The 23,314-nt window shown below is 68.7% G+C and carries 22 protein-coding genes; 10 read left to right on the top strand and 12 right to left on the bottom strand.

Annotated elements, in window-relative coordinates; translation table 11 throughout:
• Positions 1-101: 101 nt before the first annotated feature.
• A complete protein-coding gene (locus tag OPU67_RS03415) occupies positions 102-1,589 on the top strand; it encodes a hypothetical protein (RefSeq protein WP_267617575.1) in 1,488 nt (495 codons plus the stop codon).
• Here OPU67_RS03415 and OPU67_RS03410 read toward each other — a convergent pair.
• The 5 genes from OPU67_RS03410 to OPU67_RS03390 form a co-directional block, all read right to left on the bottom strand.
• A complete protein-coding gene (locus OPU67_RS03410; protein ID WP_267617573.1) occupies positions 1,586-2,536 on the bottom strand; it encodes an NAD(P)/FAD-dependent oxidoreductase in 951 nt (316 codons plus the stop codon). The two genes, OPU67_RS03415 and OPU67_RS03410, sit on opposite strands and share 4 nt — an antisense overlap.
• 31 nt (positions 2,537-2,567) lie before the next feature.
• On the bottom strand, positions 2,568-3,554 hold the full coding sequence (egtD, locus tag OPU67_RS03405; protein WP_267617571.1) for an L-histidine N(alpha)-methyltransferase: 987 nt from the start codon (positions 3,552-3,554) through the stop codon (positions 2,568-2,570).
• 1 nt (position 3,555) lies between these two features.
• Positions 3,556-4,845, bottom strand: coding sequence for an ergothioneine biosynthesis protein EgtB (gene egtB / locus OPU67_RS03400; protein WP_420708948.1), 1,290 nt, complete (start codon positions 4,843-4,845; stop codon positions 3,556-3,558).
• 128 nt (positions 4,846-4,973) lie between these two features.
• Complete coding sequence (locus tag OPU67_RS03395) at positions 4,974-6,362, bottom strand: class II 3-deoxy-7-phosphoheptulonate synthase (RefSeq protein ID WP_267617569.1); 1,389 nt, start codon at positions 6,360-6,362, stop codon at positions 4,974-4,976.
• 129 nt (positions 6,363-6,491) lie between these two features.
• The gene (locus OPU67_RS03390; RefSeq protein WP_267617567.1) at positions 6,492-9,518 is read right to left on the bottom strand and encodes a M16 family metallopeptidase; all 3,027 of its coding nucleotides are present in this window, start codon (positions 9,516-9,518) and stop codon (positions 6,492-6,494) included.
• Positions 9,519-9,625: 107 nt separating this feature from the next.
• Here OPU67_RS03390 and OPU67_RS03385 point away from each other — a divergent pair, with 107 nt between their 5' ends.
• The 7 genes from OPU67_RS03385 (at position 9,626) to OPU67_RS03355 (ending at position 13,970) form a co-directional block, all read left to right on the top strand.
• Positions 9,626-10,207: a NifU family protein gene (locus OPU67_RS03385; RefSeq protein ID WP_267617565.1), complete on the top strand. Its 582-nt coding sequence runs from the start codon at positions 9,626-9,628 to the stop codon at positions 10,205-10,207.
• Entirely contained in the window at positions 10,204-10,812 is a 609-nt protein-coding gene (locus OPU67_RS03380; RefSeq protein WP_267617563.1) for a malonic semialdehyde reductase, read from the top strand. Before OPU67_RS03385 ends, OPU67_RS03380 begins: the two co-directional genes overlap by 4 nt.
• Positions 10,813-10,876: 64 nt before the next feature.
• Positions 10,877-11,497, top strand: coding sequence for a tRNA (adenosine(37)-N6)-threonylcarbamoyltransferase complex dimerization subunit type 1 TsaB (tsaB, locus tag OPU67_RS03375; RefSeq protein ID WP_267617562.1), 621 nt, complete (start codon positions 10,877-10,879; stop codon positions 11,495-11,497).
• Positions 11,494-11,991, top strand: a complete 498-nt coding sequence (locus tag OPU67_RS03370) for a GNAT family N-acetyltransferase (protein ID WP_267617560.1) — start codon at positions 11,494-11,496, stop codon at positions 11,989-11,991. Before tsaB ends, OPU67_RS03370 begins: the two co-directional genes overlap by 4 nt.
• 113 nt (positions 11,992-12,104) lie before the next feature.
• Positions 12,105-12,554 carry a MucR family transcriptional regulator gene (locus OPU67_RS03365; protein ID WP_267617558.1) on the top strand — a complete coding sequence of 150 codons (450 nt, stop codon included), beginning with the start codon at positions 12,105-12,107 and terminating at the stop codon, positions 12,552-12,554.
• Positions 12,555-12,677: 123 nt separating this feature from the next.
• The gene (locus tag OPU67_RS03360) at positions 12,678-13,100 is read left to right on the top strand and encodes a Fur family transcriptional regulator (RefSeq protein ID WP_069311290.1); all 423 of its coding nucleotides are present in this window, start codon (positions 12,678-12,680) and stop codon (positions 13,098-13,100) included.
• Between the two features lie 9 nt (positions 13,101-13,109).
• The gene (locus OPU67_RS03355; protein ID WP_267617555.1) at positions 13,110-13,970 is read left to right on the top strand and encodes a lysophospholipid acyltransferase family protein; all 861 of its coding nucleotides are present in this window, start codon (positions 13,110-13,112) and stop codon (positions 13,968-13,970) included.
• Here OPU67_RS03355 and OPU67_RS03350 read toward each other — a convergent pair.
• The 4 genes from OPU67_RS03350 to OPU67_RS03335 all read right to left on the bottom strand — a co-directional run bounded on the left by OPU67_RS03350 (position 13,967) and on the right by OPU67_RS03335 (position 17,462).
• Entirely contained in the window at positions 13,967-14,851 is an 885-nt protein-coding gene (locus OPU67_RS03350; protein ID WP_267617554.1) for a LysR substrate-binding domain-containing protein, read from the bottom strand. The two genes, OPU67_RS03355 and OPU67_RS03350, sit on opposite strands and share 4 nt — an antisense overlap.
• 90 nt (positions 14,852-14,941) lie before the next feature.
• The gene (locus tag OPU67_RS03345; protein WP_267617552.1) at positions 14,942-15,871 is read right to left on the bottom strand and encodes a hemolysin family protein; all 930 of its coding nucleotides are present in this window, start codon (positions 15,869-15,871) and stop codon (positions 14,942-14,944) included.
• A 27-nt stretch (positions 15,872-15,898) separates the two neighbouring features.
• Positions 15,899-16,378, bottom strand: coding sequence for an rRNA maturation RNase YbeY (gene ybeY / locus OPU67_RS03340; protein WP_267617550.1), 480 nt, complete (start codon positions 16,376-16,378; stop codon positions 15,899-15,901).
• A 43-nt stretch (positions 16,379-16,421) separates the two neighbouring features.
• Positions 16,422-17,462, bottom strand: a complete 1,041-nt coding sequence (locus tag OPU67_RS03335) for a PhoH family protein (RefSeq protein ID WP_267617548.1) — start codon at positions 17,460-17,462, stop codon at positions 16,422-16,424.
• A 298-nt stretch (positions 17,463-17,760) separates the two neighbouring features.
• Between OPU67_RS03335 and OPU67_RS03330 the strand changes: the two genes are divergently transcribed.
• Positions 17,761-18,645 (top strand): hypothetical protein, encoded by an 885-nt coding sequence (locus tag OPU67_RS03330; RefSeq protein ID WP_267617547.1) that lies wholly within the window; start codon positions 17,761-17,763, stop codon positions 18,643-18,645.
• Here the strand turns inward: OPU67_RS03330 and miaB are convergent.
• The 3 genes from miaB to OPU67_RS03315 form a co-directional block, all read right to left on the bottom strand.
• Complete coding sequence (miaB, locus tag OPU67_RS03325) at positions 18,639-19,970, bottom strand: tRNA (N6-isopentenyl adenosine(37)-C2)-methylthiotransferase MiaB (RefSeq protein WP_267617546.1); 1,332 nt, start codon at positions 19,968-19,970, stop codon at positions 18,639-18,641. The two genes, OPU67_RS03330 and miaB, sit on opposite strands and share 7 nt — an antisense overlap.
• Before the next feature lie 182 nt (positions 19,971-20,152).
• A complete protein-coding gene (locus OPU67_RS03320; protein WP_267617544.1) occupies positions 20,153-21,052 on the bottom strand; it encodes an alpha/beta fold hydrolase in 900 nt (299 codons plus the stop codon).
• 81 nt (positions 21,053-21,133) lie between these two features.
• On the bottom strand, positions 21,134-21,595 hold the full coding sequence (locus tag OPU67_RS03315) for a peptidylprolyl isomerase (protein ID WP_267617543.1): 462 nt from the start codon (positions 21,593-21,595) through the stop codon (positions 21,134-21,136).
• A 206-nt stretch (positions 21,596-21,801) separates the two neighbouring features.
• Between OPU67_RS03315 and mgtE the strand changes: the two genes are divergently transcribed.
• A complete protein-coding gene (mgtE, locus tag OPU67_RS03310; RefSeq protein WP_267617541.1) occupies positions 21,802-23,250 on the top strand; it encodes a magnesium transporter in 1,449 nt (482 codons plus the stop codon).
• Positions 23,251-23,314: the final 64 nt, after the last annotated feature.

Below are 23,314 nucleotides of genomic sequence, written 5' to 3'. Positions count from 1 at the left end.
TGGCCCCATGTGGAGCGTGCGCGCCGATAATCAATCGCCCGCGCCAATATCCTAATCTAGATTAGAGAACCGTCACGAACACCGCTGCCATGCGCCCGCCCGTGACCGACCCGCTCCCCCACGCCGACCGCCTCGGCCATGTCCTCAGCCAGGGCGGCGACGCCCGCATCCGCATCGACCCGGCGACCGGGCGCAACCCATACATGAGCTCGCCCTGGCCGGCCGCGACCGTGGCGTACGCCTCCTCGACCGCAAACGACATCTCGGCCGATGCCTATGCGGTGGGCCTGAAGCGCCTCGGCGAGCTTGCCCCGGGCGGCGTCCTTTCGCCCGAAGCCTACGCCGCCGCGCTCGGCGACCTGCGCCTGCGCATCCTCGCCGCCTACGAAGTGCGCCTGCCCGCGACGGTGGTCTTCGCCGCTTCGGGCACCGATCTCGAATATGTCGGCCTCGCCCATGCCAAGGGGCGTGCGGGCGGGCGGCCGATCCGCAACGTGCTGCTCGGAGCGGACGAGGTCGGATCGGGGTGCGTGTTCTCGGCCCGGGGGGAGTTCTTCGCGAGCGAGACCGCGCGCGGGCTGCCGGCGACCAAGGGCGAGCCGATCGGCGGGACCCTGCCGGGCCGGATCGAGCTCTACAACATCCCGGTGCGCGACGATGCCGGGCGCGCCTTCAGGGCGGCGGAGATGGCCGAGGCGATCGACCGCGCCGTCGCCGAGGCGCAAGCGGCGGGCAAGCACACGCTGGTCCACGTGCTCCACGGCAGCAAGACCGGGCTGGTCGTCCCGCACCTCGATCACATCGACGCGCTGCTGGCGCGGCACGGCGAGGCGGTGAGCTTCATCGTCGACGCCTGCCAGGCGCGGATCACCTCGCGCGCGATCCACGACTACCTGGCGCGCGGGTGCATCGTCATGCTGACCGGCTCCAAGTTCATGGGCGGCCCGCCGTTCAGCGGCTTCGCGCTGGTGCCGCACGGCGCGCTCGAGAACGCCGCCGACCTGCCGCGCGGCTTCGCGGCGATCTTCGCGCGGGCCGAATGGCCGGGCGAATGGCCCGGCGCGCAGGCGCTCGAGGCAGAGGCGAACCTCGGCCTGCTGATGCGGCTCGAGGCGAGCGTCTTCGAACTGGAGCGCTTCCAGGCGATCCCGCTGCCCCGGGTCGAGCGGGTGGTGCTGGCCTTCCATGCGGCGGTGCGCGCCACCTTCGTCGAGCGGCTCGGCGGGCGGCGGCTCGCCCCCTACGAGCCGGGCGCACGGCCAGAGGGGGATGCGCACCCGGTGGAGATGCGCACGCTGTCGACCATCGACCTGCGCGGCCTGCCGGGATCACCCGATTTCGACGCGGCGGTGCGGCTCCACAAGGCGCTGGTGGCGCGGGGAGTGCGGCTCGGCCAGCCGGTCAAGTGCGTGAAGCTCCCCGACGGGCGCTGGGGGGCGACGCTCAGGGTCGGGCTGTCGATGCCGCAGGTCACCGCCTTCGACGCGATGGACGACGCGGCGATGACCGCGAAGCTTGCCGCCGACATGGACCTGATCGTGGGCGCGATCGAGGACGCTCTCCCGGAAGCGGCTGCCACCGGGGCCTAGAGCGCGCAGGCGGTCGCCTGCGCGAGCGCCCTGCCGGAGAGCCACGCCCCCTCCACACGCGGGCTGTGGAGCCAGTCGCCGGCGATGCCGATGCCAAGGGCGGGGTCGAAGAGCGGGCCCTCGCCCTGCCGGGCTTCGGGCAGGGCATAGAGCCAGCGGTGGGCCTCGCAATGCAGCGGCGCGGCGGGGGCGATACCGGCGGCCGCAAAGAAGTCGCCGAGCAGCGCCGCCGCGACCGCCTCCTTCGGCTGATCGATCAGTGCGCGGCTGCGATCGGGACTGGCGTGGATTACCCAGGCCTCCGGGCCCCCACGCCCCGGCTTGGCGGAATTGCGCGCAGCCCAGCTGACCGGGCCGGTGTCGGAACGGAAGGTATCGGGGAGCGGCACGACCTCGGCAAAGCTTGCCATCACCGCCCAGCACGTCGCCGAACGGATGCTGGCGGCCCGCGCCGCGAAGTGGGGAGCGGCGTCGGCGAGCAACACCGCCGCTTGTTCAGCCGGCACCGCGACGAGCAGCGTGGGCGCGGCGAAAACCGCCTCGCCCGCCTCCACCCGCCACAGCGCACCTTCGCGCCGCAGGCGCTCGGCCCGCACACCCCAGCGCACGTCGAGACCGTCCGCCATCGCCCTGACGCAGGCGTTCATCCCCGGCGTTCCGACCCACGTGTCCGCGCCCGCTGCGGGCCAGCGCGCGGCAACGCCATCCCGCTCCCACGCTGCGACCACCGCGCGGAAGGACGGATCGCGGGCGGTGAGATACTGCGCGCCGTGATCGAAGCGCAGGGTCGCCCCGCCGACCTCGACCCGCCGCGTCGCCATGCGCCCGCCGGGGCCGCGGCCCTTGTCGAGCACGAGGATGCGGTGTCCGGCTGGGGCTAGGGCCCGCGCGGCGGAAAGGCCGGCGATGCCGCCGCCAATGATCAGGATGTCGGCCGTGTCGTCCATCGCCCGCCCATGCGCGAGGGGCGGTCCGGTTTCAAGGTGCCGAACGCGGGCGCGCGGCCTCGGCGAGCACCAGCGAGAACTGCCGGCCCTCGTCGGTCCAGCGCGCGCGCGGCTCCCAGCCGGCCGCCGCCAGCAAGAGCTGGGACGAGCGGCGGGTGAACTTGTGGCTGTTCTCGGTGTGAATGCTCTCGCCCTTCTGCATCGCGAAGCGCGTGCCGCTGACAGTGAAGGCGATGTCCTCGCGCGCCACGAGGTGCATCTCGATGCGCGCGAAGGTGTCGTTCCAGCGCGCCTCGTGGCGCAGGCTTTCCACCGGGATGTCGCCCGCGAGCTCGCGGTTGATCCGCTCGGCAAGGTTGAGGTTGAAGCGCGCCGTCACCCCGGCGGCATCGTCATAAGCGGCGAGCAGCGCATCGACGTCCTTGACGAGGTCCATGCCGATCAGCAGCAGCGACCCCTCGCCCAGCGTCGCGCGCATCGAGCGCAGCAGGTCGGTCGCTGTCCGGGCGATCATGTTGCCGATCGTCGAGCCGGGGAAGAAGCCGAGCTTCGGCAGGTCCGCGACCTCGCCGGGCAGCTCGACGCGGCGCATGAAATCGGCCTCGACCGGGTGGACCGGCAGCCCCGGGAACTTGGCCGCGAGCGCCGCCGAGGAGGCGCGCAGGAAATCGCCCGCGATATCGAGCGGGACGTAGGCACTTGGACGGATCGCGGAAAGCAGCAGCGGGGTCTTGACCGAGGAGCCCGAGCCGAACTCCACCACCGCGCGGCCCTCGCCGACCAGATCGGCGATTTCGCCCGCGCGGGAATGGAGGATCTCGGTCTCCGCGCGGGTCGGGTAGTATTCGGGAAGCTGCGTGATGTCCTCGAACAGGGCCGAGCCCGCATCGTCGTAGAACCAGCGCGCGGGGATCGCCTTCTGGGCTTCCGCGAGGCCCGCCAGAACGTCGGCGCGGAAGGCGAGGTCGACACCGTCGGCGTCGCGGTCGACAAGCTTGAGGCTCTTGGTCACGGCCATGTCAGCAATCCTTGGCAAGGCGCAGCCCGGTGAACTGCCAGCGCTGGTGGGGGTAGAAGAAGTTGCGGTAGGAGGGGCGCGAATGGCCGCGCACCGTGGCGCAGGACGCGCCGCGCAGCACCACCTGGCCGCTCATGAACTTGCCGTTGTATTCGCCCACCGCTCCCTCCGCGGGACGGAAGCCGGGATAGGGCAGGTAGGCGGAGCGGGTGAACTGCCAGCAATCGCCGAACAGGCCGGGCGCTCCGATCGGCTGGACGGGGCCTGCGCAAGAGAGCTGCACGCCGCCTGCCGGATCATGCGCCGGGGCGGGCGAGGCGCCGTTCTGCCCGCGCGCGATCGCCTCCCATTCGAACTCGGTCGGCAGGCGCGCGCCTGCCCAGCTGGCGTAGGCGTCGGCCTCGAAGAAGGAAATGTGGGTGACGGGCGCGTGCGGGTCGCGCGGCTGCCAGCCCTGATGGGTGAAATGGGTGTCATCCGCGCCCCAGTAGAGCGGGGCGGCCACGCCCTCGCGCTGCACCCACGCCCAGCCGTCGGAGAGCCACAGGCGCGCATCGCGATAGCCGCCCTCGGCGATGAAGGCCTCCCACTCGGCGTTCGTGACGAGCCGATCGGCAAGCGCGAAGGGCTCGAGCAGCACGCGGTGCGCGGGGCCCTCGTTGTCAAAGGCAAAGCCGTCCGACTGGTGCCCGACGCGGGCGATCCCGCCGGGGTGATCGTGCCAGCCGAGCGGGCTCGCCCTGCCCACCCCTAGCCCCTCCGGCGAGCGGGAGGGGGGACCCTGCCACATCGCCGGGCCGAGCGGGTTCTGAAACAGCGCGTGCTTGATGTCGGTGAGCAGCAGCTCGATGTGCTGCTCCTCGTGCGCGATGCCGAGCGCGATCAGCGGGGCGAGCGCCGGGTCCCCAAGCAATGGCTCCATCGCCGCGGTGACAGCGGCGCGCCATTCGAGCACCTCGGCGAGGGTCGGGCGCGACAGCAGGCCGCGCGCGGTCCGCGCGATGCGTGCGCCCTCGGCCTCGTAATAGGAATTGAACAGGAAGGGCCAGCGCTCGTCGTGCAGGCGGTATCCCGGCGCGTGCTCGCGCAGCAGGAAGGTCTCCCAGAACCATGTGGTGTGCGCAAGGTGCCACTTGGCGGGGCTTGCGTCCTCCATCGACTGAAGGCTTGCATCGGCATCGCTGAGCGGCAGGGCCAGCGCCTCGGTCAGCGCGCGGGTGCTGCCGAACCGCTCCGCGAGCACCGCTGCCCCGAGGCCTGCCTTTCCCGTGATCGGATCGCTGCGCTGCACCTGGCTCTCCCCCCTTTTGCGTTGCCGTCGGACGTGGCCATCATGCCCCGCTGCGATTCCGCAGGAAAGCCGCTCGATACCTCACAAGATATCGGCAAATCATCACGTCGATCAGCTTTTGCCCGGCGTCAGGCGGCGTGTGCGCTGACCTCGGCTTCGCGTGCGCCGCCTGCGGCATCGTTGAGCATTTCGGCGACGAGGAAGGCGAGTTCCAGCGATTGTTCGGCGTTGAGGCGCGGATCGCAATGGGTGTGATAGCGGTCGCCGAGGCGTTCCTCGGTGATCGCGACCGCCCCGCCGACGCATTCGGTCACGTCCTGGCCCGTCATCTCGATATGGATACCGCCGGGGTGCGAGCCTTCGGCGCGGTGGACGGCGAAGAAGCCTTTCACTTCCCGAAGGATGCGGTCGAAGGGACGGGTCTTGAAGCCCGAGTCGGACTTGACGACGTTGCCGTGCATCGGATCGCAGGACCACACCACCGGGTGACCTTCGCGCTCAACCGCGCGCACGAGCTTGGGCAGCCCCTCCTCCACCTTGTCGTGGCCGAAGCGGCTGATGAGCGTGATCCGCCCGGCTTCGCGTCCCGGATTGAGATCGTCGAGCAGCCGCAGCAGCGCGTCCGGTTCGAGGCTGGGCCCGCACTTCATGCCGAGCGGGTTGCCGATCCCGCGCGCGAATTCGATGTGTGCGCTGCCGGGAAAGCGGGTCCGGTCGCCGATCCACAGCATGTGCGCGCTGGTCGCATACCAGTCGCCGGTCAGCGAATCCTGCCGGGTCATGGCCTGTTCGTAGGGGAGCAGCAGCGCCTCGTGGCTAGTGTAGAAGCTGGTACCCTTGAGCTGTGGCACGGTGCCGGGATCGACCCCGCAGGCCTCCATGAAATCGAGCGCCTCGCCGATCCGGTCGGCCATCTCGGCGAATTTCTCGGTCCAGGGCGTGCGGCCCATGAAATCGAGCGTCCACTGGTGGACCTGCCTGAGGTTGGCATAGCCCCCACCGGCGAAGGCGCGCAGCAGGTTCAAGGTGGCGGCTGCCTGCGAATAGGCCTTGACCATTCGAGCCGGATCGTTGCGGCGGCTGGCGGGGTCGAACTCGATCCCGTTGATGTTGTCGCCGAGATAGCTCGGCAGGGTCACGCCATCGATCGTCTCGGTCGGCGAGGAGCGCGGCTTGGCGAATTGGCCCGCCATGCGCCCCACCTTCACCACCGGGCGCTTGCTGGCGAAGGTCATGACGACCGCCATCTGGAGCAGCACGCGGAAGGTGTCGCGGATGTTGTTGGGGTGGAACTCGGCAAAGCTTTCCGCGCAGTCCCCGCCCTGAAGGAGGAAGCCGTGGCCGCTGGCAACCGAGGCCAGATCGGCCTTCAGCGCCCGGGCCTCGCCAGCGAAGACCAGCGGGGGATAGGAGGAGAGGGTCTTCTCCGCCTCCGCAAGCTCCGCGGCATCCTCGTAATGCGGCAGGTGGCGGGCTTCGTGGGCCTTCCAGCTTTCCGGGGTCCAGGTCTCTGGCACGTCGCGTCACTCTTTCTCGTCATTTTGCGCACAAGGCGGGGCCCGCTACAGGCAGCGAGCATGAATTGTAAAGCCGCAAAGGGCGCGGGCACAACATTATTTCCCGGCCACTCTGAACGACCGAGCCGATCACCGCCTCTTGCCGCGCGCTCCTGCCGGCTGCGCCTGCGCCGCGCCCTTCGCCGCCGTAGCGAGAGTCTGCCCGTCGGGGATGACCGCCAGCCGGAACGCCGCGCCGCCCGCCAGATAGCGCGCGGCGAGCGCCTGCATCGCCGCCGGCGTGGTGCGCGAATAGTCCTGCAGCAGGCTGCGCAGCTGCGCGATCTGCTGTGGGTCCTGCGTCGCGCCCTCGATGTTGTAGAGCCAGAACTGGTTGCCGGTCGAAGCGCGCCGGATCAGCTGGCCGAGCGGCTCGGTGACCCGCGCCAGCTCGTCGGCGGTGGGCGGGTTGGCGGCGAGGTCCTTGGCGATCCGGTCGGCCTCGGCGAAGAACACCGGGACGGTTTCCGGCGTGAGCTGCGCGACGGCGGTGATCCGGCCGCCGCCGGCAAGGTCCGTGGGCCAGCTCGAGAAGGCCTGCGGGGAATAGCTCGCCCCGGCGCGCTCGCGCAGCGCGTCGAGCAGGCGGTTGCTGAACAGCTGGGTGAGGATTTCCAGCTGGCGGCTTTCCGGCAGCCCCGCCGTCCCGCCCCCGCTCGGCCAGGCGACCACGGCGGCGGCCTGATTGGCATCGCCGCGATGGGTAACGACAGTGGGCTTGTCCGAGGGCGCTGCAAAGCCCGGCAGGCGCGCGGCGACATCGGCCGGGATCGGATCGCGCGGCGGTAGCGCGCCGAAGGTGAGGCGCAGCTGCTCGGTGACCTTGGCCTTGTCGAACTCGCCGAACACCAGCACCTCGACCGGACCCTGCTTCAGCAGCGGCTCCCAGACCGCGCGGAAGCCTTCCGGCGTCGCCGCCTTGAGCGCGTCCGGATCGGGGGTGGCAAAGCGCGGGTCCTTGCCGGTCACGAGATATTCGAGATCGCGCGACAGCACGCCGCCCGGGCTGGTCGAATAGGTGTTGTAGGCCAGTTCGGACGCCGCCCGCGCGCGCAGCACCGGTTCCTTGTCCCAGCGCGGCATCCCGAGCTTGGCGGCGAACAGGTAGAGCTGGTCGTTGACATCCTCCGAGCGGGTCTGCGCGGTCAGCGTGAAGGCCGCCCCGCCGACGTCGAATTCGAAGCCGAGCTTGCGGCCCGTGGCGAGCCGGTCGAGCTCGTCCTGCCCGAGCTCGCCGATCCCCGAGCCGACCAGCGCCTGCTCGCCCAGCGCGGCATAGACCGCGCTGTCCTTGTCGAAGGCGCGCTGGCCGGCGCCGAAGCGCACCCGCACGGTGACGCGCCCAGGTTCGGCATCATTGGCCCAGACCAACGCCTTGACCCCGTTGGCGAAGTCGATCCGCTCAACCTCGAGCGCCCCTGCGGGCCCTTGCGCGGTGATCGTGCCGGGCGCCCCCACGGGGGGCAGATCCGCAAAGGCGATGGTCTTGGCGGCGAGGCGGGCCGTGCCATCGACCTTGGCCTCGCTGGCGAGCGCGGTGCGGAACGAGGCGACATCGGCCTCGCCCGCCGCGGGGGTCACATAGACCCCGCGCGTCACCGTGCCCTCGAACAGCCCCTGGGTGCGCTTCAGCACCCGCTCGGGCGTGAGCCTGGGTTTCATCCCGCGGAACACGTCGAGCACCACCTTGGGCGCGGCAACGGTCTCGCGGATGTCGACGGCGTTGACGATGTTGTCGGCGAGCGTCGATCCGGCCTGCACGCTCTCCTGCTCGACCTGGTTGGCGAACACCACGTCGAACTGCGCGACCTCGCGGTCGATCTCCTCCTGCGTGGGCGGGTTGGCGAGCGCATCGGCGATCACGCTGCGGACATCGGCGAGCGCCGCCTGCCAGTCGGCGGAGAGCGGCGCGAAGGTGACGAAGGTCGCATCCGCCGAACGCGAGACGTCGTCCTGCTGGACCTGCGCGTAAAGGAAGCTCCCGCCGCCGCGCGCACGGCTTTCCAGCCGGCGGTTGATGATCGCCTGCGCCACCGCATCGGTGAGCAGGTCTTCGTTGTAGGCGATGGTGTCCTCGACCTGGCGCCACGGGCGCATGACCGCGTAGGTGAGGCTGCGCGGAAGGTCGGGTTCCACCCCGACGGCGAGCTGACCGATGGGCGTTGCGGGGCCGGCCGGATCGCCTGCGCCAGCGGGCGGCGCCGGATCGCCGAAATCGGGCGCGGTGCCGGCCTTGCCCGTGCCCTTCCAGTCGCCGAACCACTGTTCGACCAGCCCGGCGAGCACCATCGGATCGGCATCCCCGGCGACGACGATGACGGTGTTCTCCGGCCGGTACCAGCGGTCGTAGAAGGCCTTCACCGCCTTTCCGGTCGCCGCGTTTAGCGTGGCATCGGTGCCGATCGGGTTGCGCGTTGCCAGCCGCTGCCCGGCGAAAAAGGTCTGCCGGGTGAGGTCCGCCATACGCAGCCCCGCCCCGCCCCGCTCGCGCTTTTCGGCGAGCACGATCGGGCGTTCGGCGGCGACATTGGCGTCGCTCAGCACCGGCTCGCGGATCATGCCGGAAAGGAGCTTGAAGCTTTCGGCCAGCTTGGCGTTGTCGATGTTGGGAATGTCGAGCTTGTAGGCGGTGTGGGTGGGACTGGTTTCGGCATTGGCATCGCTGCCGAAGGTCGCACCCAATCGCTGCCAGGCGGAAATCGCCTCGGCCTTGCCGAGATATTTGCTCTCGCGGAACAGGAGGTGTTCCAGCAGGTGCGCGAAGCCCTGCTCGTTGTCCTGCTCGTAGAGCGAGCCCGCGTCGATCCGCACCCGGATCGAGACCTGGCGCGGCGGCACGCCGTTGCGCCGCACGGCATAGCGGACGCCATTCTTCATCTCGCCGAACAGCCATTGCTCGTCGGGCGGGACGTCCGAACCCTTGTAGAGCCATGCCTGTCCGGCCGCCTGAAGCGCCTGCGGCGCGGGAACGGCCGGCGGCGGGGTCGCGTGGCCGGGCGCGTGCTGCTGGGCGGCGGCGCTGCCGGACTGCGCCTGCTCGGCAAGCAGCGGCTGCAGGGCAACGAGCGGGGCGAGAACGAGGGCGAGAGCGCGAACCGCGCGGGAAGACGACGTCATGGGCCGGGCTTATAGGGCGGCAAAATGTGAAGCGATAGTGAATGCTCGGCCCCTCCTCCGGGATTGGCACCTTGCCGCCCGGGCCTCGCGCCCCTAGATTGCGCCCCATGTTCATCGAGACCGAAACCACCCCCAACCCGTCTGCCCTCAAGTTCCTCCCCGGCCAGCCGGTGATGGCGAGCGGCACCCGCGAATTCGCCACCCCCGAAGCCGCCGAGGCGAGCCCGCTGGCGCAGGCGATCTTCGACACTGGCGAGGTGGTGAACGTGTTCTTCGGCGCCGACTTCGTCTCCGTCACCGCCGCGCCGGGCGCCGACTGGAGCGCGCTCCGGCCGCAGGTCATCGCCGTTCTGCTCGACCATTTCGTCTCCGAGGCCCCGCTCTTCGCAGGTCCCACCGGCAACGGCATCGCCGTTCCCCCGCCCGAGGAGGACATGGTGATCGCGGAGCGGCCCGAGGACGCCGAGGTGATCGCCGCGATCAACGAACTGCTCGAAACCCGCGTGCGCCCGGCCGTGGCGGGCGACGGCGGCGACATCGCCTATAGGGGCTTCCGCGACGGGGTGGTGTACCTGACGCTCCAGGGCTCGTGCTCGGGCTGTCCGTCGAGCACCGCAACATTGAAGCACGGGATCGAGGGCCTCCTGAAGCACTACGTCCCCGAAGTCACCGAGGTGCGCGCGGCATGAGCCAGCAGTTTCACGATCACGCGCTGGCGCCCGAGGCGCTTGCCCAGCTCTTCACCGAGGCGCGCAGCTACAACGGGTGGCTCGACAAGCCGGTCAGCGACGAACAGCTCCACGCGATTTGGGACCTCGTGAAGATGGCCCCGACCTCGGCCAATATGCAGCCCGCGCGCATCGTGTGGGTCAAGTCCGAAGAAGCCAAGGCGAAGCTCGTGGAATGCGTCTCGGAAGGGAACAAGAAGAAGGTCGCCGCCTCGCCCGTCACCGCGATCATCGGCTACGACATCGACTTCCACGAGGAGCTGCCCTGGCTCTTCCCCCACACCGACGCGAAGAGCTGGTTCGAGGGCGACGAGAAGGGCCGCGAGGAGGGCGCCTTCCGCAATTCCTCGCTTCAGGGCGCCTACCTGATGCTCGCCGCGCGCGCGCTGGGGCTCGACTGCGGACCGATGTCGGGCTTCGATCCGGCGGCGGTCAACGCCGCCTTTTTCGCCGACGCGCCGCGCCACAGGGTCAATTTCATCTGCTCGGTCGGCTATGGCGATCCGGCCAGCATCTTCCCGCGCTCCCCGCGCCCCGATTTCGCCCGCTTCAACACCATCGCCTGACAAGCCACGGGCCGGGCACAATGCCCGCTTGCGCGCCCGCGCGCGGTAAGGCATCGCCCAGCTCATGCGGGTCCTGGCGATAGAAACGGCATCCGAGGCGTGTTCCGTCGCCCTGTTTGACGGCGCGCGCCTCGTCGCCCACGATCACCGGGTGATCGGGCGCGGCCATGCCGAGGCGCTGGTGCCGATGATCGGCGCGCTGCCGGACAAGGGCCGCGCGGCGCGGATCTGCGTCGGCCGCGGCCCCGGCAGTTTCACCGGCGTGCGGATCGGGCTCGCCACCGCGAGGGCGCTGGGCTTTGCCTGGGGCGCCGAGGTGCTCGGCTACCCCACCCTCGCGCTGGTCGCGGCCATGGCCCAGGCGGATACGCCGGTAACGGTGTGCATGAACGGCGGGCACGGCGAATGGTTCGTCGCCGATTTCGGCGCGGATGGCGAGCCGCTCGGCGAGAGCCGCTCGCTCGCCCCTGCCGCCGCCACCGCGCGCGGGGCGCAAGGGGTGATAGCCGGCAACCGCGCCGCCGAATTCGCCGCGCTGCTCGATGGCAAGCGGCAGGCGCTGCCGATCCTCCCCGACGCCCGCGCCCTGCCCTTGCTCGCCCCCGGCCTGCTGACCGCCGCGCTCGCCCCGATCTATGGCCGCGGCCCCGATGCCACCCCGATGGCCGGGCGCCTGCCGGCATGACCGCCGCCACCCCCGCTTCCGGCCCTCCGAGCCCCGCACTGGTGGACCGGATCATGGTGGTGATGGAAGCAGCCTTCGACCCTGCCTATGGCGAGGCCTGGACCCGCCGCCAGGTCGCCGATGCCCTGACGCTCGCCAACACCCACGCGCTGGTGATCGATGCCGACGGCGCCGCCATCGACGAAGGCAGCGCCGCCGCGCCGGCGGGCTTCGTCCTCACCCGCCATGTCCTTGACGAGGAAGAACTGCTGCTTATCGCCGTCGTCCCGGGCGTGCGCCGCCGCGGCGTGGGCTCGGCGCTCATCGCGCAGCTGTTCGCCGCAGCAAGGCAGAGAGGCACCAGCCGCATCTTCCTAGAAATGCGGCGCGGCAACCCCGCCATCCATCTCTATCGCAATTTCGGCTTCGAACCGATCGGCGAGCGGCGAAACTATTATCGGATGGCTAATGGCGAACGGATCGACGCCATTACTTTCGCCACGACAATCGAATAGCACACCGTCTGTCGCAAATCGGCATATAGGCAAAGCAACCCGGTTGCATCGACTGCATGTTTCGGTCATGTGGCAATAACGGCGCCTGTCGCACGCCGCTGCGCGAGGAACTCATGGAAAACATGGAAATCGACATGAAGGAAACACTGATCACCCTGACCAGCGACATCGTCGCTGCGCACGTCAGCAACAATGATGTCGCCGTCACCGACGTGCCGGCGCTGATCACCAACGTCTACACCGCGCTCGCCAACCTTGGCGAAACCCCGGTCGTCGAAGAAGCCAAGCCGCAGCCGGCCGTTTCGGTGCGCAATTCGGTAAAGCCCGAATACATCGTCTGCCTCGAAGACGGCAAGAAGCTGAAGATGCTCAAGCGCTACCTGCGCACCAACTACAACATGAGCCCGGAAGAATACCGCGCGCGCTGGGGCCTGCCGGCCGACTATCCGATGGTCGCCCCCAACTATGCCGAGAAGCGCCGCGATCTCGCCAAGAAGATCGGCCTCGGCCGCAAGCCCGGCGAGGCCGCGCCCAAGACCCGGCGCCCGCGCAAGACCGCATAAGCGGCGCGCCCCGGCCGACCCTGTTCACAGGGCGGCAGGGCACGCTTGAGCAAGCAGCCTCACCCCTGTAGGAATGAGGCTGCTGTGCTCTCGGCGCAGCGAGGCCCGGCGATGGAGCGGCGATTGACCCAGAAGATCGATCTCGAACAATTGTGCGCCGAAAAGGGCCTGCGCATCACCGAACAGCGCCGGGTGATCGCCAAGGTGCTCTCGGAAAGCGACGACCATCCGGACGTGGAACTGCTCCACAGCCGCGCCGCCGCCGTCGATCCGCGCATCTCGATCGCGACCGTCTACCGCACCGTGCGGCTGTTCGAGGAAGCCGGCATCCTCGACCGGCACGACTTCGGGGACGGCCGCTCCCGCTACGAACCCGTGCCCGAGGCGCATCACGATCACCTCATCGACGTCGAGACCGGCAAGGTCGTCGAATTCGTCGATCCGGAAGTCGAGGCGCTCCAGCGCCAGATCGCCGAGCGGCTGGGCTACCGGCTGGTCGATCACCGCATGGAGCTTTACGGCGTGCGGCTGTCCCGCAATGACTGACGGCGCGCGATGACCGACTGGGCGCTGCGGCAGGCCGCCGCGCGCGGCGAGCCGACGCCGATCTCGCTTGCCGGCTGGCTGCGGATCGCGCTGCGGGCGGCGGGGCTGATCGGCCTGCTCGCCGTGTTCGTGCCGCTCCACTACCTCTACCGCCTGTTCGCCTATGGCTCCCCCTTCCCGATGCTGTTCCTGCGCTATGCCGCGCGGGTGTGCGGGGCGCGGGTCGAGGTCCACGGCACGCATCTCAAACGCGATGTGTTCTTCGTCGCCAATCACATCTCCTGGGTCGATATCCTCGCGCTGGCGGGTGCGAGCGGCACGGCCTTCGTCGCCAAGGCGGAACTGGCCGAGGCGCCGGTGGTGGGCTGGCTCGCGAGCCTCAACCGCACCGTCTTCGTCAAGCGCGAGCACCGCATGGGCGTGGCCGAGCAGATCAACGCGCTGAAGGAGGCCCTCGTCGACAACTGGTCGGTGACGGTCTTCCCCGAAGGCACCACCACCGACGGGCAGTCGCTGTTGCCGTTCAAGACCTCGATGCTCTCGGTCCTCGAGCCGCCGCCGCCGGGCGTGCTCGTGCAGCCGGTGATCCTCGACTACGGCCCGGTGGCAGAATGGATCGGCTGGATCGGCGAGGAAGGCGGCCTCAACAACGCCAAGCGGGTGCTGTCGCGCAAGGGCAGCTTCCGGGTGGCGCTCCACTACCTCGAGCCGTTCAGCCCCGAGGACTTCAAGGGCCGGAAGGCGATCGGCCAGGAATCGCGCCGCCGCATCGAGGAGGCGCTGATCGAGATCAGGGGCCACCCCTTACGCCCCTTCGCGCACTCGGTCCCGCCGGTGCGCTATGAGGCAAGGGCCGCAGCGGCGGACTAAAGTCCCGCGCGCACCAGCCAGTCGTGGAAGATCCGCACCGGGCGGCTTTCCAGCGCCACGGGCTTGCACACGAACCAGTAGGAATAGGGGCTCTCCACGGGCTTGCCCGGCAGGTTGGTCAGCCGGTTGTCGTTGGCGCGGCGCAGATGATCGTCGTGCATGATCGCGATGCCGAGGCCTTGCGCGGCCGCCTCCAGCATTAGCGCGCCCGAATCGTAGTGGTCGATCGCGGCCGGGTCCATCTGTTCGAGCCCGTTCGCCTTCTTCCACGCCTGGAAGCTTTCGGGCAGCTCGTTGTGGATCAGGAAAGTCTGCTTCGACATCGCTTCCGGCGTGATGTCGGGGCCGATCCCCCGCGCGGTATCGCGCGAACAGATCGCGTGGACGAGGTTGTGGTCGAGCCGCACCGCGTGAAGCCCGCTCGCCGGCCCACGCGAGAGGATGATCGCGGCATCGAGCGTGTCGCCCACCCGGTCCTCCAGATGCGGCGCGGTGTCGATGTCGATGTGCAGCAGCGGGTGGCGCTTGCGTAGTTCCCCCAGCCGCGGGAACAGCCGCTGGCTCCCGAACATCGGCAGGACGCCCAATCTGAGGCGCAAGAGCGCGATATTGTCCGACTGGCTCTCAACCGCCCGGGCGAGCGCCTCCATGTGCGGATTCACCGCCTCGTAGAAGGCCTGGCCCTCGTCGGTCAGCTGCATCGACTGGCGCGCGCGGGTGAACAGCTTCTTGCCGACGAATTCCTCGAGGTTGCTGATCCGCCGCGACAGGGCCGAAGGGCTGAGCCCGATCTCCTCGGCCGCCGCGCGCGCCGAGCCGAGGCGCACGGTACGCATGAAGGCCTCGAGGGCGCGCAGGGGGGGCAGACGACGTGCAGGCATGATCTCTCTCCTTGAGAGGAGATACGCGCCCCAAGCAGATTGGATGCAAAAAATCGAAGGAAAAAAGCGTCGGGACGCGAAAAGTTGCGCCTACTGCACTTGGTCCTCGATCAAAGGGGGGTGCAGGCGCAGGCGCGTGACGTGCGTTTCGTCCCCCGCCGTCACTTCAATGCGCCAGCCGCTGGCGTGTTCCAGCACCGTGCCGACCGGCGGCACCGCCTCCGCCAGCACGAAGGCGAGGCCGCCCAGCGTGTCGACCGCTTCCTCGACCTCGGCGAGGCGCGGGTCGATCTTCTCGGCGATATCGTCGAGCTCTGCGCGCGCGTCGATGTCCCACATGCCCTCGCCGATGGGGGTGATCAGCTCCTGCGGGGCCTCGTCGTGCTCGTCCTCGATCTCGCCGACGATCTCCTCGACCAAGTCCTCGATGGTGATGAGCCCGTCCGTGCCCGAGAACTCGTCGAGCACGATCGCAAGGTGCACGCGCTGCGTGCGCATGTCGGCGAGCACGTCCAGCGCGCCGCGCGCCTGCGGCACGTAAAGCGGCTGGCGCATCAGCGTCGTCCAGTCGGGCGGCGGCGGGGTGCCGTTGGCGAGGAAGGGGAAGATATCCTTGATGTGGATCATCCCGATCACGGAATCGAGCGTGTCGCGATAGACCGGCATCCGCGAATGGCCGTGCTCGGAAAAGGCGGCGACCATCTCGTCCCAACTGATCGAGGCTTCGACCGCGATGATCTCCCCGCGCGGCACTGCGACATCGTCGGCATCGTGTTCGGAGAAGTGGAGGAGGTTGCGCAGCATCTGCCGCTCCACCCGCGACAGGTCGCCCCCGGCCTGGCTGCCCGTGTCCGAGCGTGCCGAGCCCTCGTCGTCCTCGTGCTCGTCGATGGCTTCCTCGAGCTGTTCGCGCAGAGACCGCGCGGCCTCGAGCCCGAGGATCTTGCGCAAGGCGGGCCACAGCCCGCTGCTACTGTCCGCGTCTCCGGCTTGAGATGCGGGCGAATGGGAATCGGCCATGGCCTTGTGTGTGGCTCCTACGCGGTTTCAGTCGCCATATGGGTCAGCGATGCCCAGTTTGGCAAGTATCCGGGTCTCGAGCCGCTCCATCGCCTCGGCCTGTTCGTCGCTTTCCACATGGTCGTGGCCGGCAAGATGCAGCAGGCCGTGGACGATCAGGTGGGCGGCATGGGCTTCGAGCGTGACGCCCTTCTCCGCCGCCTCGCGCGCGCAGGTTTCATGGGCGAGCGCGATGTCGCCGAGCATTTCGGGCGGGCCATCCGCAGCGAGTGCTTCGAGTTCCTTACGCTCCAGCATGGGGAAACTGAGAACATTGGTCGGCTTGTCGCGCCCGCGCCACTCGCGGTTGAGGGCGTGGACCTCGGCGTCGGAGGTGAACAGCAGGCTGGCCGTGAGGCGCGGATTGGCGAGCAGCGGCTCGCCCTCGCCCGTCGCCGCAGCCGCGCGGCTCGCAAGCGCCTCCCAGTCGCCCGGGGGCCAGTCCTCGATGTCGATATCGATCTGCATCAGACGCGCCCTAGCGGGCTCAGGCGGTCCATGCCAGCGCGGCTCAGCCCTCTTCTTCGTCCTTGCCCTCGTAGGCCTCGACGATCCGACCGACGATCGGGTGGCGCACCACGTCGGCGGCGGAGAAGCGGATCGTGCCGAAGCCCTCGACGCCCTCCAGCCGCTCGACCGCATCATTGAGGCCGCTCATGCGCGGGCCGCCGGGGATGTCGACCTGGCGCGGATCGCCGCAGATCACCATGCGGCTGTTCTGGCCAAAGCGGGTGAGGAACATCTTCATCTGCTCGCGCGTGGTGTTCTGCGCTTCATCAAGGATGATGAAGCTGTCGGCCAGCGTGCGCCCGCGCATGAAGGCGATGGGCGCGATCTCGATCTCGCCGTTCGCCAGCCGCCGCTCGACCTGTTCGGGCGGCATGCAGTCGTTGAGGGCATCGTAGAGCGGGCGCAGATAGGGATCGACCTTCTCCTTCATGTCGCCGGGCAGGAAGCCGAGCTTCTCCCCCGCCTCGACCGCGGGGCGCGAAAGGATCAGGCGCTGGACAGAGCCGGTGATGAGCTGGCTCACCGCCTGCGCGACCGCGATATAGGTCTTGCCGGTCCCCGCCGGGCCCAGGGCGAAGATGATGTCCTCGCTGGCGAGCGCGCGCATATAGTCGATCTGCGTCGCCGAGCGCGGCACGATGGTCTTCTTGCGCGTGCGGATCATGATCGGCGGCGCACCCTGGTCGCCCGCGATGATCCCCTCGAGGGTCGGCTCGGCCGACATGGCGATCATCGCATCGATCGCGCCGCTATCGAGCGCCTCGCCGCGCGCCAGCCGGTCGTACATGGTCTTGAGCGTCTCGCGCGCCCGGGCGACGTCGTCCTCGGGCCCCTCGATCACCACCTGATGGCCGCGCGCGTGGATGTAGACCCCGAGCCGGTTCTCGACCTGCACCAGATTGGCATCGAACTGCCCGAACAGCGGGCCGAGCAGGGCCTGGTTCTCGAAGGTGAGGTCGACGCGGGCGCGCCGCTGGGCCGGGATGCCGCGGGGATCGGGCGAGAGCGCCGGGTGTCCGGCACGGGAAGGTCGTCGGCCCATGAGGTCCTTTGCTTGACAGGCCGCGGGACAATCCCTCGTCCTTGAGTCGGGAAGGTAATCAGGCCCTTGCCCAAAGCAAGGCGGGTGCGGCGAGATGGTGGGGGAAACTCGGCCGGAGGCGGTCGCAAAGGCCTTGCGGCCACACCGCCACCGGCTCTCGCCGATCGGATCATTCATGCAAGGTTAAGCGATAAGCGATTGTATTCTTGGCAGACTGGACGGAACGGCATGGGCTTTCCCGGTGCCGCAACATCGGGCCTCGTTCGCGGTCATCAGACACAGACAGGTAGGAATCATCATGATGATGAAGATGGCGATCACCGCAAGTCTGCTGACAGCCATTGTCGCTCCCGTTCGGGCCCAGGACTATGATCCGTCCGGGTCCGACCCGATCGTGGTCGAGGCCGACCGGCCCTATTCGGCCGAAGAGGTCAAGTCGCTCGCCCGCAAGATCGGTTCGAAGATCGATCTGCTGCGGCCCTTCCCGCGTTTCAACGCTCCGCTGTGCCTCGATGTGGCAGGGCTGAAGGATGAATACCGCGACGGCTTCGTCCGGCGCGTCGCCGAGAATGCGCGGATCGCCGGATTGACCATCGCCAAGCCGGGCTGCCGTCCCAACGCCATGATCATGTTCGCCGAGGACAGCCGCAAGCAGCTGATTTCGCTGCGCAAGCACAAGCGCGACCTGTTTGGCGAGATGCCGCGTTCCGAGTTCCAGACCATGATCGCCTCACGCGACGGGGTGTATGCGTGGCAGATCAACGAGATCGCCGACGTCGATGGCCGGGAACTCGACAAGGGACCGAGCCCGCTTCTCGGCCTGACCGGCGTTCCGGTGCTGCGCACCCCGGCAACCGGCCGCCTCAGCCCGCCGGACACGCTGGTCACCAAGACATCGGTGGTGGTGATCGATCGAAGCCGGATCGATGGCAAGAGTGCCGAGCAACTCGCTGATTACGCGACAATGCGGCTGATCGCGCCGATCGGGGAACTGCCCGCGGCGGGCGCCGGTGGCCCGTCCACGATCATGACGCTGTTCCAGGCCCCGGACGCCGCCCCGGCCGGGCTGACCGCCATCGACATGGCCTTTCTCGAAAGCGTCTACAAGGTTCGGGCAAACGGACCGAGCGGACAGATTTTCGTCGAGACCGCGAAGCGCGTGACACGGGCGAACGGTCAGTAGATCGGCAGCCCTTTCAACGAGTTGGGGCCCGCCTCGGCGAGCTCCACCGCGACAAGATCGCCGATCGCGGCCTCGCCCTCGATCCATACCGATTGCAACCACGGCGACTTGCCGAGCCACTGGCCGGGGTGCCTCCCCTTGCGCTCGACCAGCACCTCGCACCGCGTGCCGACGCTCGCCCGGTTGAAGGCGAGCTGGTGCTGCCCGATCCGCGCCTGGAGGCGTTGGAGCCGGTCGTCCATGACCTCGGGCGCAATCTGGTTCTCCAACGCGGCAGCAGGCGTGCCGGGGCGCGGGGAATACTTGAAGCTGAAGCACGCCGCGTAGCGGACGGCGTCGACGATGCTCAGCGTGTCGGCGAACTCGGCCTCGGTCTCGCCCGGGAAGCCGACGATGAAATCGCCCGAAAGCGCGATGTCCGGTCGGGCGGCGCGGAACCGCTCGATGAGGCGCAGATAGCCCTCGGCAGTGTGCTGGCGGTTCATCGCTTTCAGGATGCGATCGTTTCCAGCCTGCACCGGCAAGTGCAGGTAAGGCATGAGCTTTTCGACCTCGCCGTGCGCCGCGATCAGGTCGTCGTCCATGTCGTTGGGGTGGCTGGTGGTGTAGCGGATGCGGGCGAGGCCGTCGATCCGCGCCAGCATCCGGATCAGCCCGCCGAGGCCCACGGGCCGGCCCCTCTCGTCCTCGCCCGCCCAGGCGTTGACGTTCTGGCCGAGCAGCGTGATCTCCTTTGCGCCTGCCTCGACCAGCTTGTGCGCTTCGGCGACGAGATCCTTGAAAGGCCGCGAGATTTCGGCGCCGCGGGTATAGGGGACGACGCAATAGGTGCAGAACTTGTCGCACCCTTCCTGCACCGTCAGGAACGCCGACGGCCCTCGCTTGCGGCGCGCCGGTAGGGCATCGAACTTGGCGATGGCGGGCATGTCGGTGTCGGTCGCGCGCTCGCCTTTTTCTGCTTTATCAAGCATTTCCGGCAGACGGTGATAGGCCTGGGGGCCGACCACGATGCTCACTGCGGGCGCGCGGGCCATGATCTCCTCGCCCTCGGCCTGGGCGACGCAGCCCGCCACGGCGATCAGCGGGGCCTTGCCCTTCTCCTTGCCCGCCGCGACCAGCCGGCCGATGTCCGAATAGACCTTTTCCTGAGCCTTTTCACGGATATGGCAGGTGTTGAGGATGACCAGATCGGCCTCCTCACCCTCGCTTGCAGGGGCGATCCCGCGCTCTGCCAGCAGTTCGCCCATGCGCTCGCCGTCATAGACGTTCATCTGGCAGCCGAAGCTCTTGACCCTGTAGGTCCGGGGGGGTGCGGCGGGTTTCATGAGGGGGCCGCCCATAGCGCCAAGCTGCCTCCCGTTCAACGCCTGCCGCACCAGCGGTGTTTCACGTGAAACACCGCCGCAAGCGGGGGTCGAGGGGCGGGCGAGCGGGGTCTGGGCGGGGGCAAGCAGGGGTCTGGCGGGGGTCTGGGGGCCGGCAAGCGCACCCCTTGCGGGGCTTGCGATCAGCGCTGCCCGTCGCGTCCGCTATCGCCCTTGCCCTTCCCGCCCGCCTCGCGGCGCAGGCTGTTGTGGATGCAGGGTTCGTCCGGCTTGCTGCCCGGCCCGGGGTGCGGCTTGTCCTCCGCCCCGCACTCTACAAAGGGCTTTGTAATGCCATTGGCCTTCATCACCTCAAAGGCGTCGAGGCTGGCGTAGGCCGCAATCCAGGTGATGCAGTCGGCGAGCGGGCGGACCTTGTGCTTGGTGATCGTGCCCTTGCGCGGCTCGCAGTTGATGGTGAAGACATTGGCCGCGGGCGGCTCGCTGCTGCGTGCAAACCGCCGCAAGAACTCGCCGCGCTCGTTGAATACGGTCCGCCGCAGGGCGTTGGCGCGCACTTCGTCGCGATAGAAAGGCGAGGTGTTGAACAGGAAGGCGCGCACTTCGGGATGCGCGTTGGACACCTCGGTCGCCAATGCGCCGCCGAGCGAATGGCCGACCACCACCCACGGCAGATCATCGCCCAGACGCGCGCGTTCGGCATCGAAATAGCGCAGGGCCAGTTCGATCTGGTCATTGCGCAATGTGCCGAAGAAGATGTCGGAGAGGCCCTTGAAATCGGTGCCGCGGAAAGCGAGCACGCGCGCAACAGGCTTGCGGGCCGCATCGCTGCCCGAGCCCGGCGCATACTGATTGAACAGCTCGTAGCTGAAGCCCTTCCCCGCATCCTCGGGCGCGATCGGCATATGCTCGATCCGCTGGAGCACGCGGCCAGGCTTGGCAAAAAGATCGTCGTCGCCGGTGTAAGCGTTGGTCGAGGCGACCGCATAGGGCCACGCCTCTACCGCCGCGTCGCGCACGAAGCTGCACCACCCGCCCGGCTCAAGCTGGCAGGGCGAACGCGATTGCGAGATGTCGGGCAAAGTCGCGCAGGCGGACGCCAGCAGCGCGCAAAGCGCTGCCGCAGTTGCCCGGACTGCCGCCCCCTTGCCTCGCATGGTGACTTAGGCGACCGTCGCCTTGACGATCTTGCCGGGGCTGCGCGGCGGTTCGCCCTTGGGGATGGCGTGGACGTGTTCCATGCCGCTGATGACCTGCCCCCACACGGTATACTGCTTGTCGAGGAAGCGCGCGTCGTCGAGGCAGATGAAGAACTGCGAATTGGCGCTGTTGGGGTTCTGCGCGCGGGCCATCGAGCACACGCCCTCGACGTGCGGCTCGGCGTTGAATTCGGCGGCGAGGTCGGGCTTGTCGCTGCCGCCCATGCCGGTGCCGGTCGGATCGCCGCCCTGCGCCATGAAGCCGGCGATCACGCGGTGGAAGATCACGCCGTCGTAAAAGCCTTCCTGCGCCAGTTCGGTGATGCGCGCGACGTGGCCGGGCGCGAGGTCGGGGCGCAGGCGGATGACGACATCGCCGTGTTCGCCGGTGCCGTTGTCGAGGGTGAAGGTGAGGGTTTCGGCCATGGTTCGATACTCCGGGTCATGACACCCGTTCGTGCTGAGCTTGTCGAAGCACCGCTTTTCTTCGCGCCGGGCATGAAGAGAAGTGCAGCCCTTCGACAAGCTCAGGGCGAACGGGTTGGGTTGTTCGGGGCAGGCTTTTAGCAGCCATTCCCCGCCTGTCACCCTCCAGCCTTGCTTTTCACCCTCCCCTCCGTAAACGCCTCGCTATGGCCGAAGAGCGCATCCTCGAGGACGATCTTCACGCCGCCGATCCGGCGGAGGCCGAGGTGCGCCCCGACGACCGCGTCGACGACGAGCGCCACGACGAGGAAAACCGCCTCAAGGCCGATTATGTCGGCGCGGTGCGCGATGCGCTCGATGTGGGGGACAAGGGCGCGGTCTATGACCTCGTCGAGCCGCTCCACGCCGCTGACATTGCCGACCTCATCGAACTCCTCGGCCGGGCCGAGCGCGCCCAGCTGGCGAGCGCGATCAGCGACCTGATGACCAGCGACGTCATCGCGGAACTGAACGATTACGTGCGCGAGGACCTGATGGAGGCCCTGCCCGCGCAGGCGGTCGCGACCATCGCCGAACAGCTCGATACCGACGATGCGGTGCAGCTGATCGAGGACCTCGACGCCGCCGATCAGGCCGCGGTCATCGCCGAGCTCGAGCCCGAGACGCGCGAGGCGGTCTCGAGCGCGCTCGCCTATCCCGAGGAAACCGCCGGCCGGTTGATGAGCCGGCACTTCGTGGCTGTCCCCGAGCACATGACGGTCGGCAACCTCATCGACTACCTGCGCGACGAGGGCGATCTCGAGCACGATTTCTTCGAGGTCTTCGTGATCGACGAGCGGCACCACCCGGTCGGCACATGCGCGCTGTCGTGGATCCTGACCACGCCGCGCAATGTGAAGCTGACCGATGTGATGAAGCGCGACCAGACCCTGATCCCGGTGACGATGGACCAGGAAGAGGTCGCGCTGATGTTCCAGAAATACGCGCTGATCTCGGCCGCGGTGGTGGACGAAAGCGGGCGTCTGGTGGGCCAGATGACGGTCGACGATATCGTCCACATCATCTCGGAAGAAGCGGGCGAGGACGCGCTGCTGCTCTCGGGCGCGGGCGACGGGGACATCAACGAGCCGATCGTCGATAGTTACAAGGCGCGCGTGCGCTGGCTGCTGGCGAACCTGCTGACCGCCTCGGTCGCCTCGACCGTGATCGCCCAGTTCGAGGACGTGATCGCGACGATGGTGGCCTTGGCGGTGCTGATGCCGATCGTCGCCGGGATCGGCGGCAATGCGGGCACGCAGACCCTCGCGGTGACGGTGCGCGCGATTGCCACCAACCAGCTCACCGAGGCGAACACCTGGCGCGCGATCCGGCGCGAGATGTCGATTGCGGCATTGAACGGCGGGACGGTGGCGGTGGTGATCGGCGGGATCGTGGCGGTGCTGTTCCAGAACCCGCTGCTTGGCGGCGTGATCGGCGCGGCGATGCTGTGCAACATCGTGATCGCGGGCTTTGCCGGCGTGCTGGTGCCGCTGACGCTCCAGCGGCTGAAGGCAGACCCGGCGATCTCCTCCTCGATCTTCGTCACCATGACGACGGATTCGATGGGCTTCCTCGTGTTTCTCGGCCTCGCGGTGGTGAGCGGCCTCGTCGCCTGACGGCCCCTTCGGCGGGGGGCGCGGCGCTGGGTTGTGGACGGCTGCACCCCGCTCGCTTGATCGG

Source organism: Erythrobacter sp. WG (assembly GCF_026586795.1).
Lineage (GTDB): Bacteria > Pseudomonadota > Alphaproteobacteria > Sphingomonadales > Sphingomonadaceae > Erythrobacter.
The sequence above is the reverse complement of the archived record's forward strand: the minus strand, read 5'-3'. Positions and strand labels throughout refer to the sequence as shown.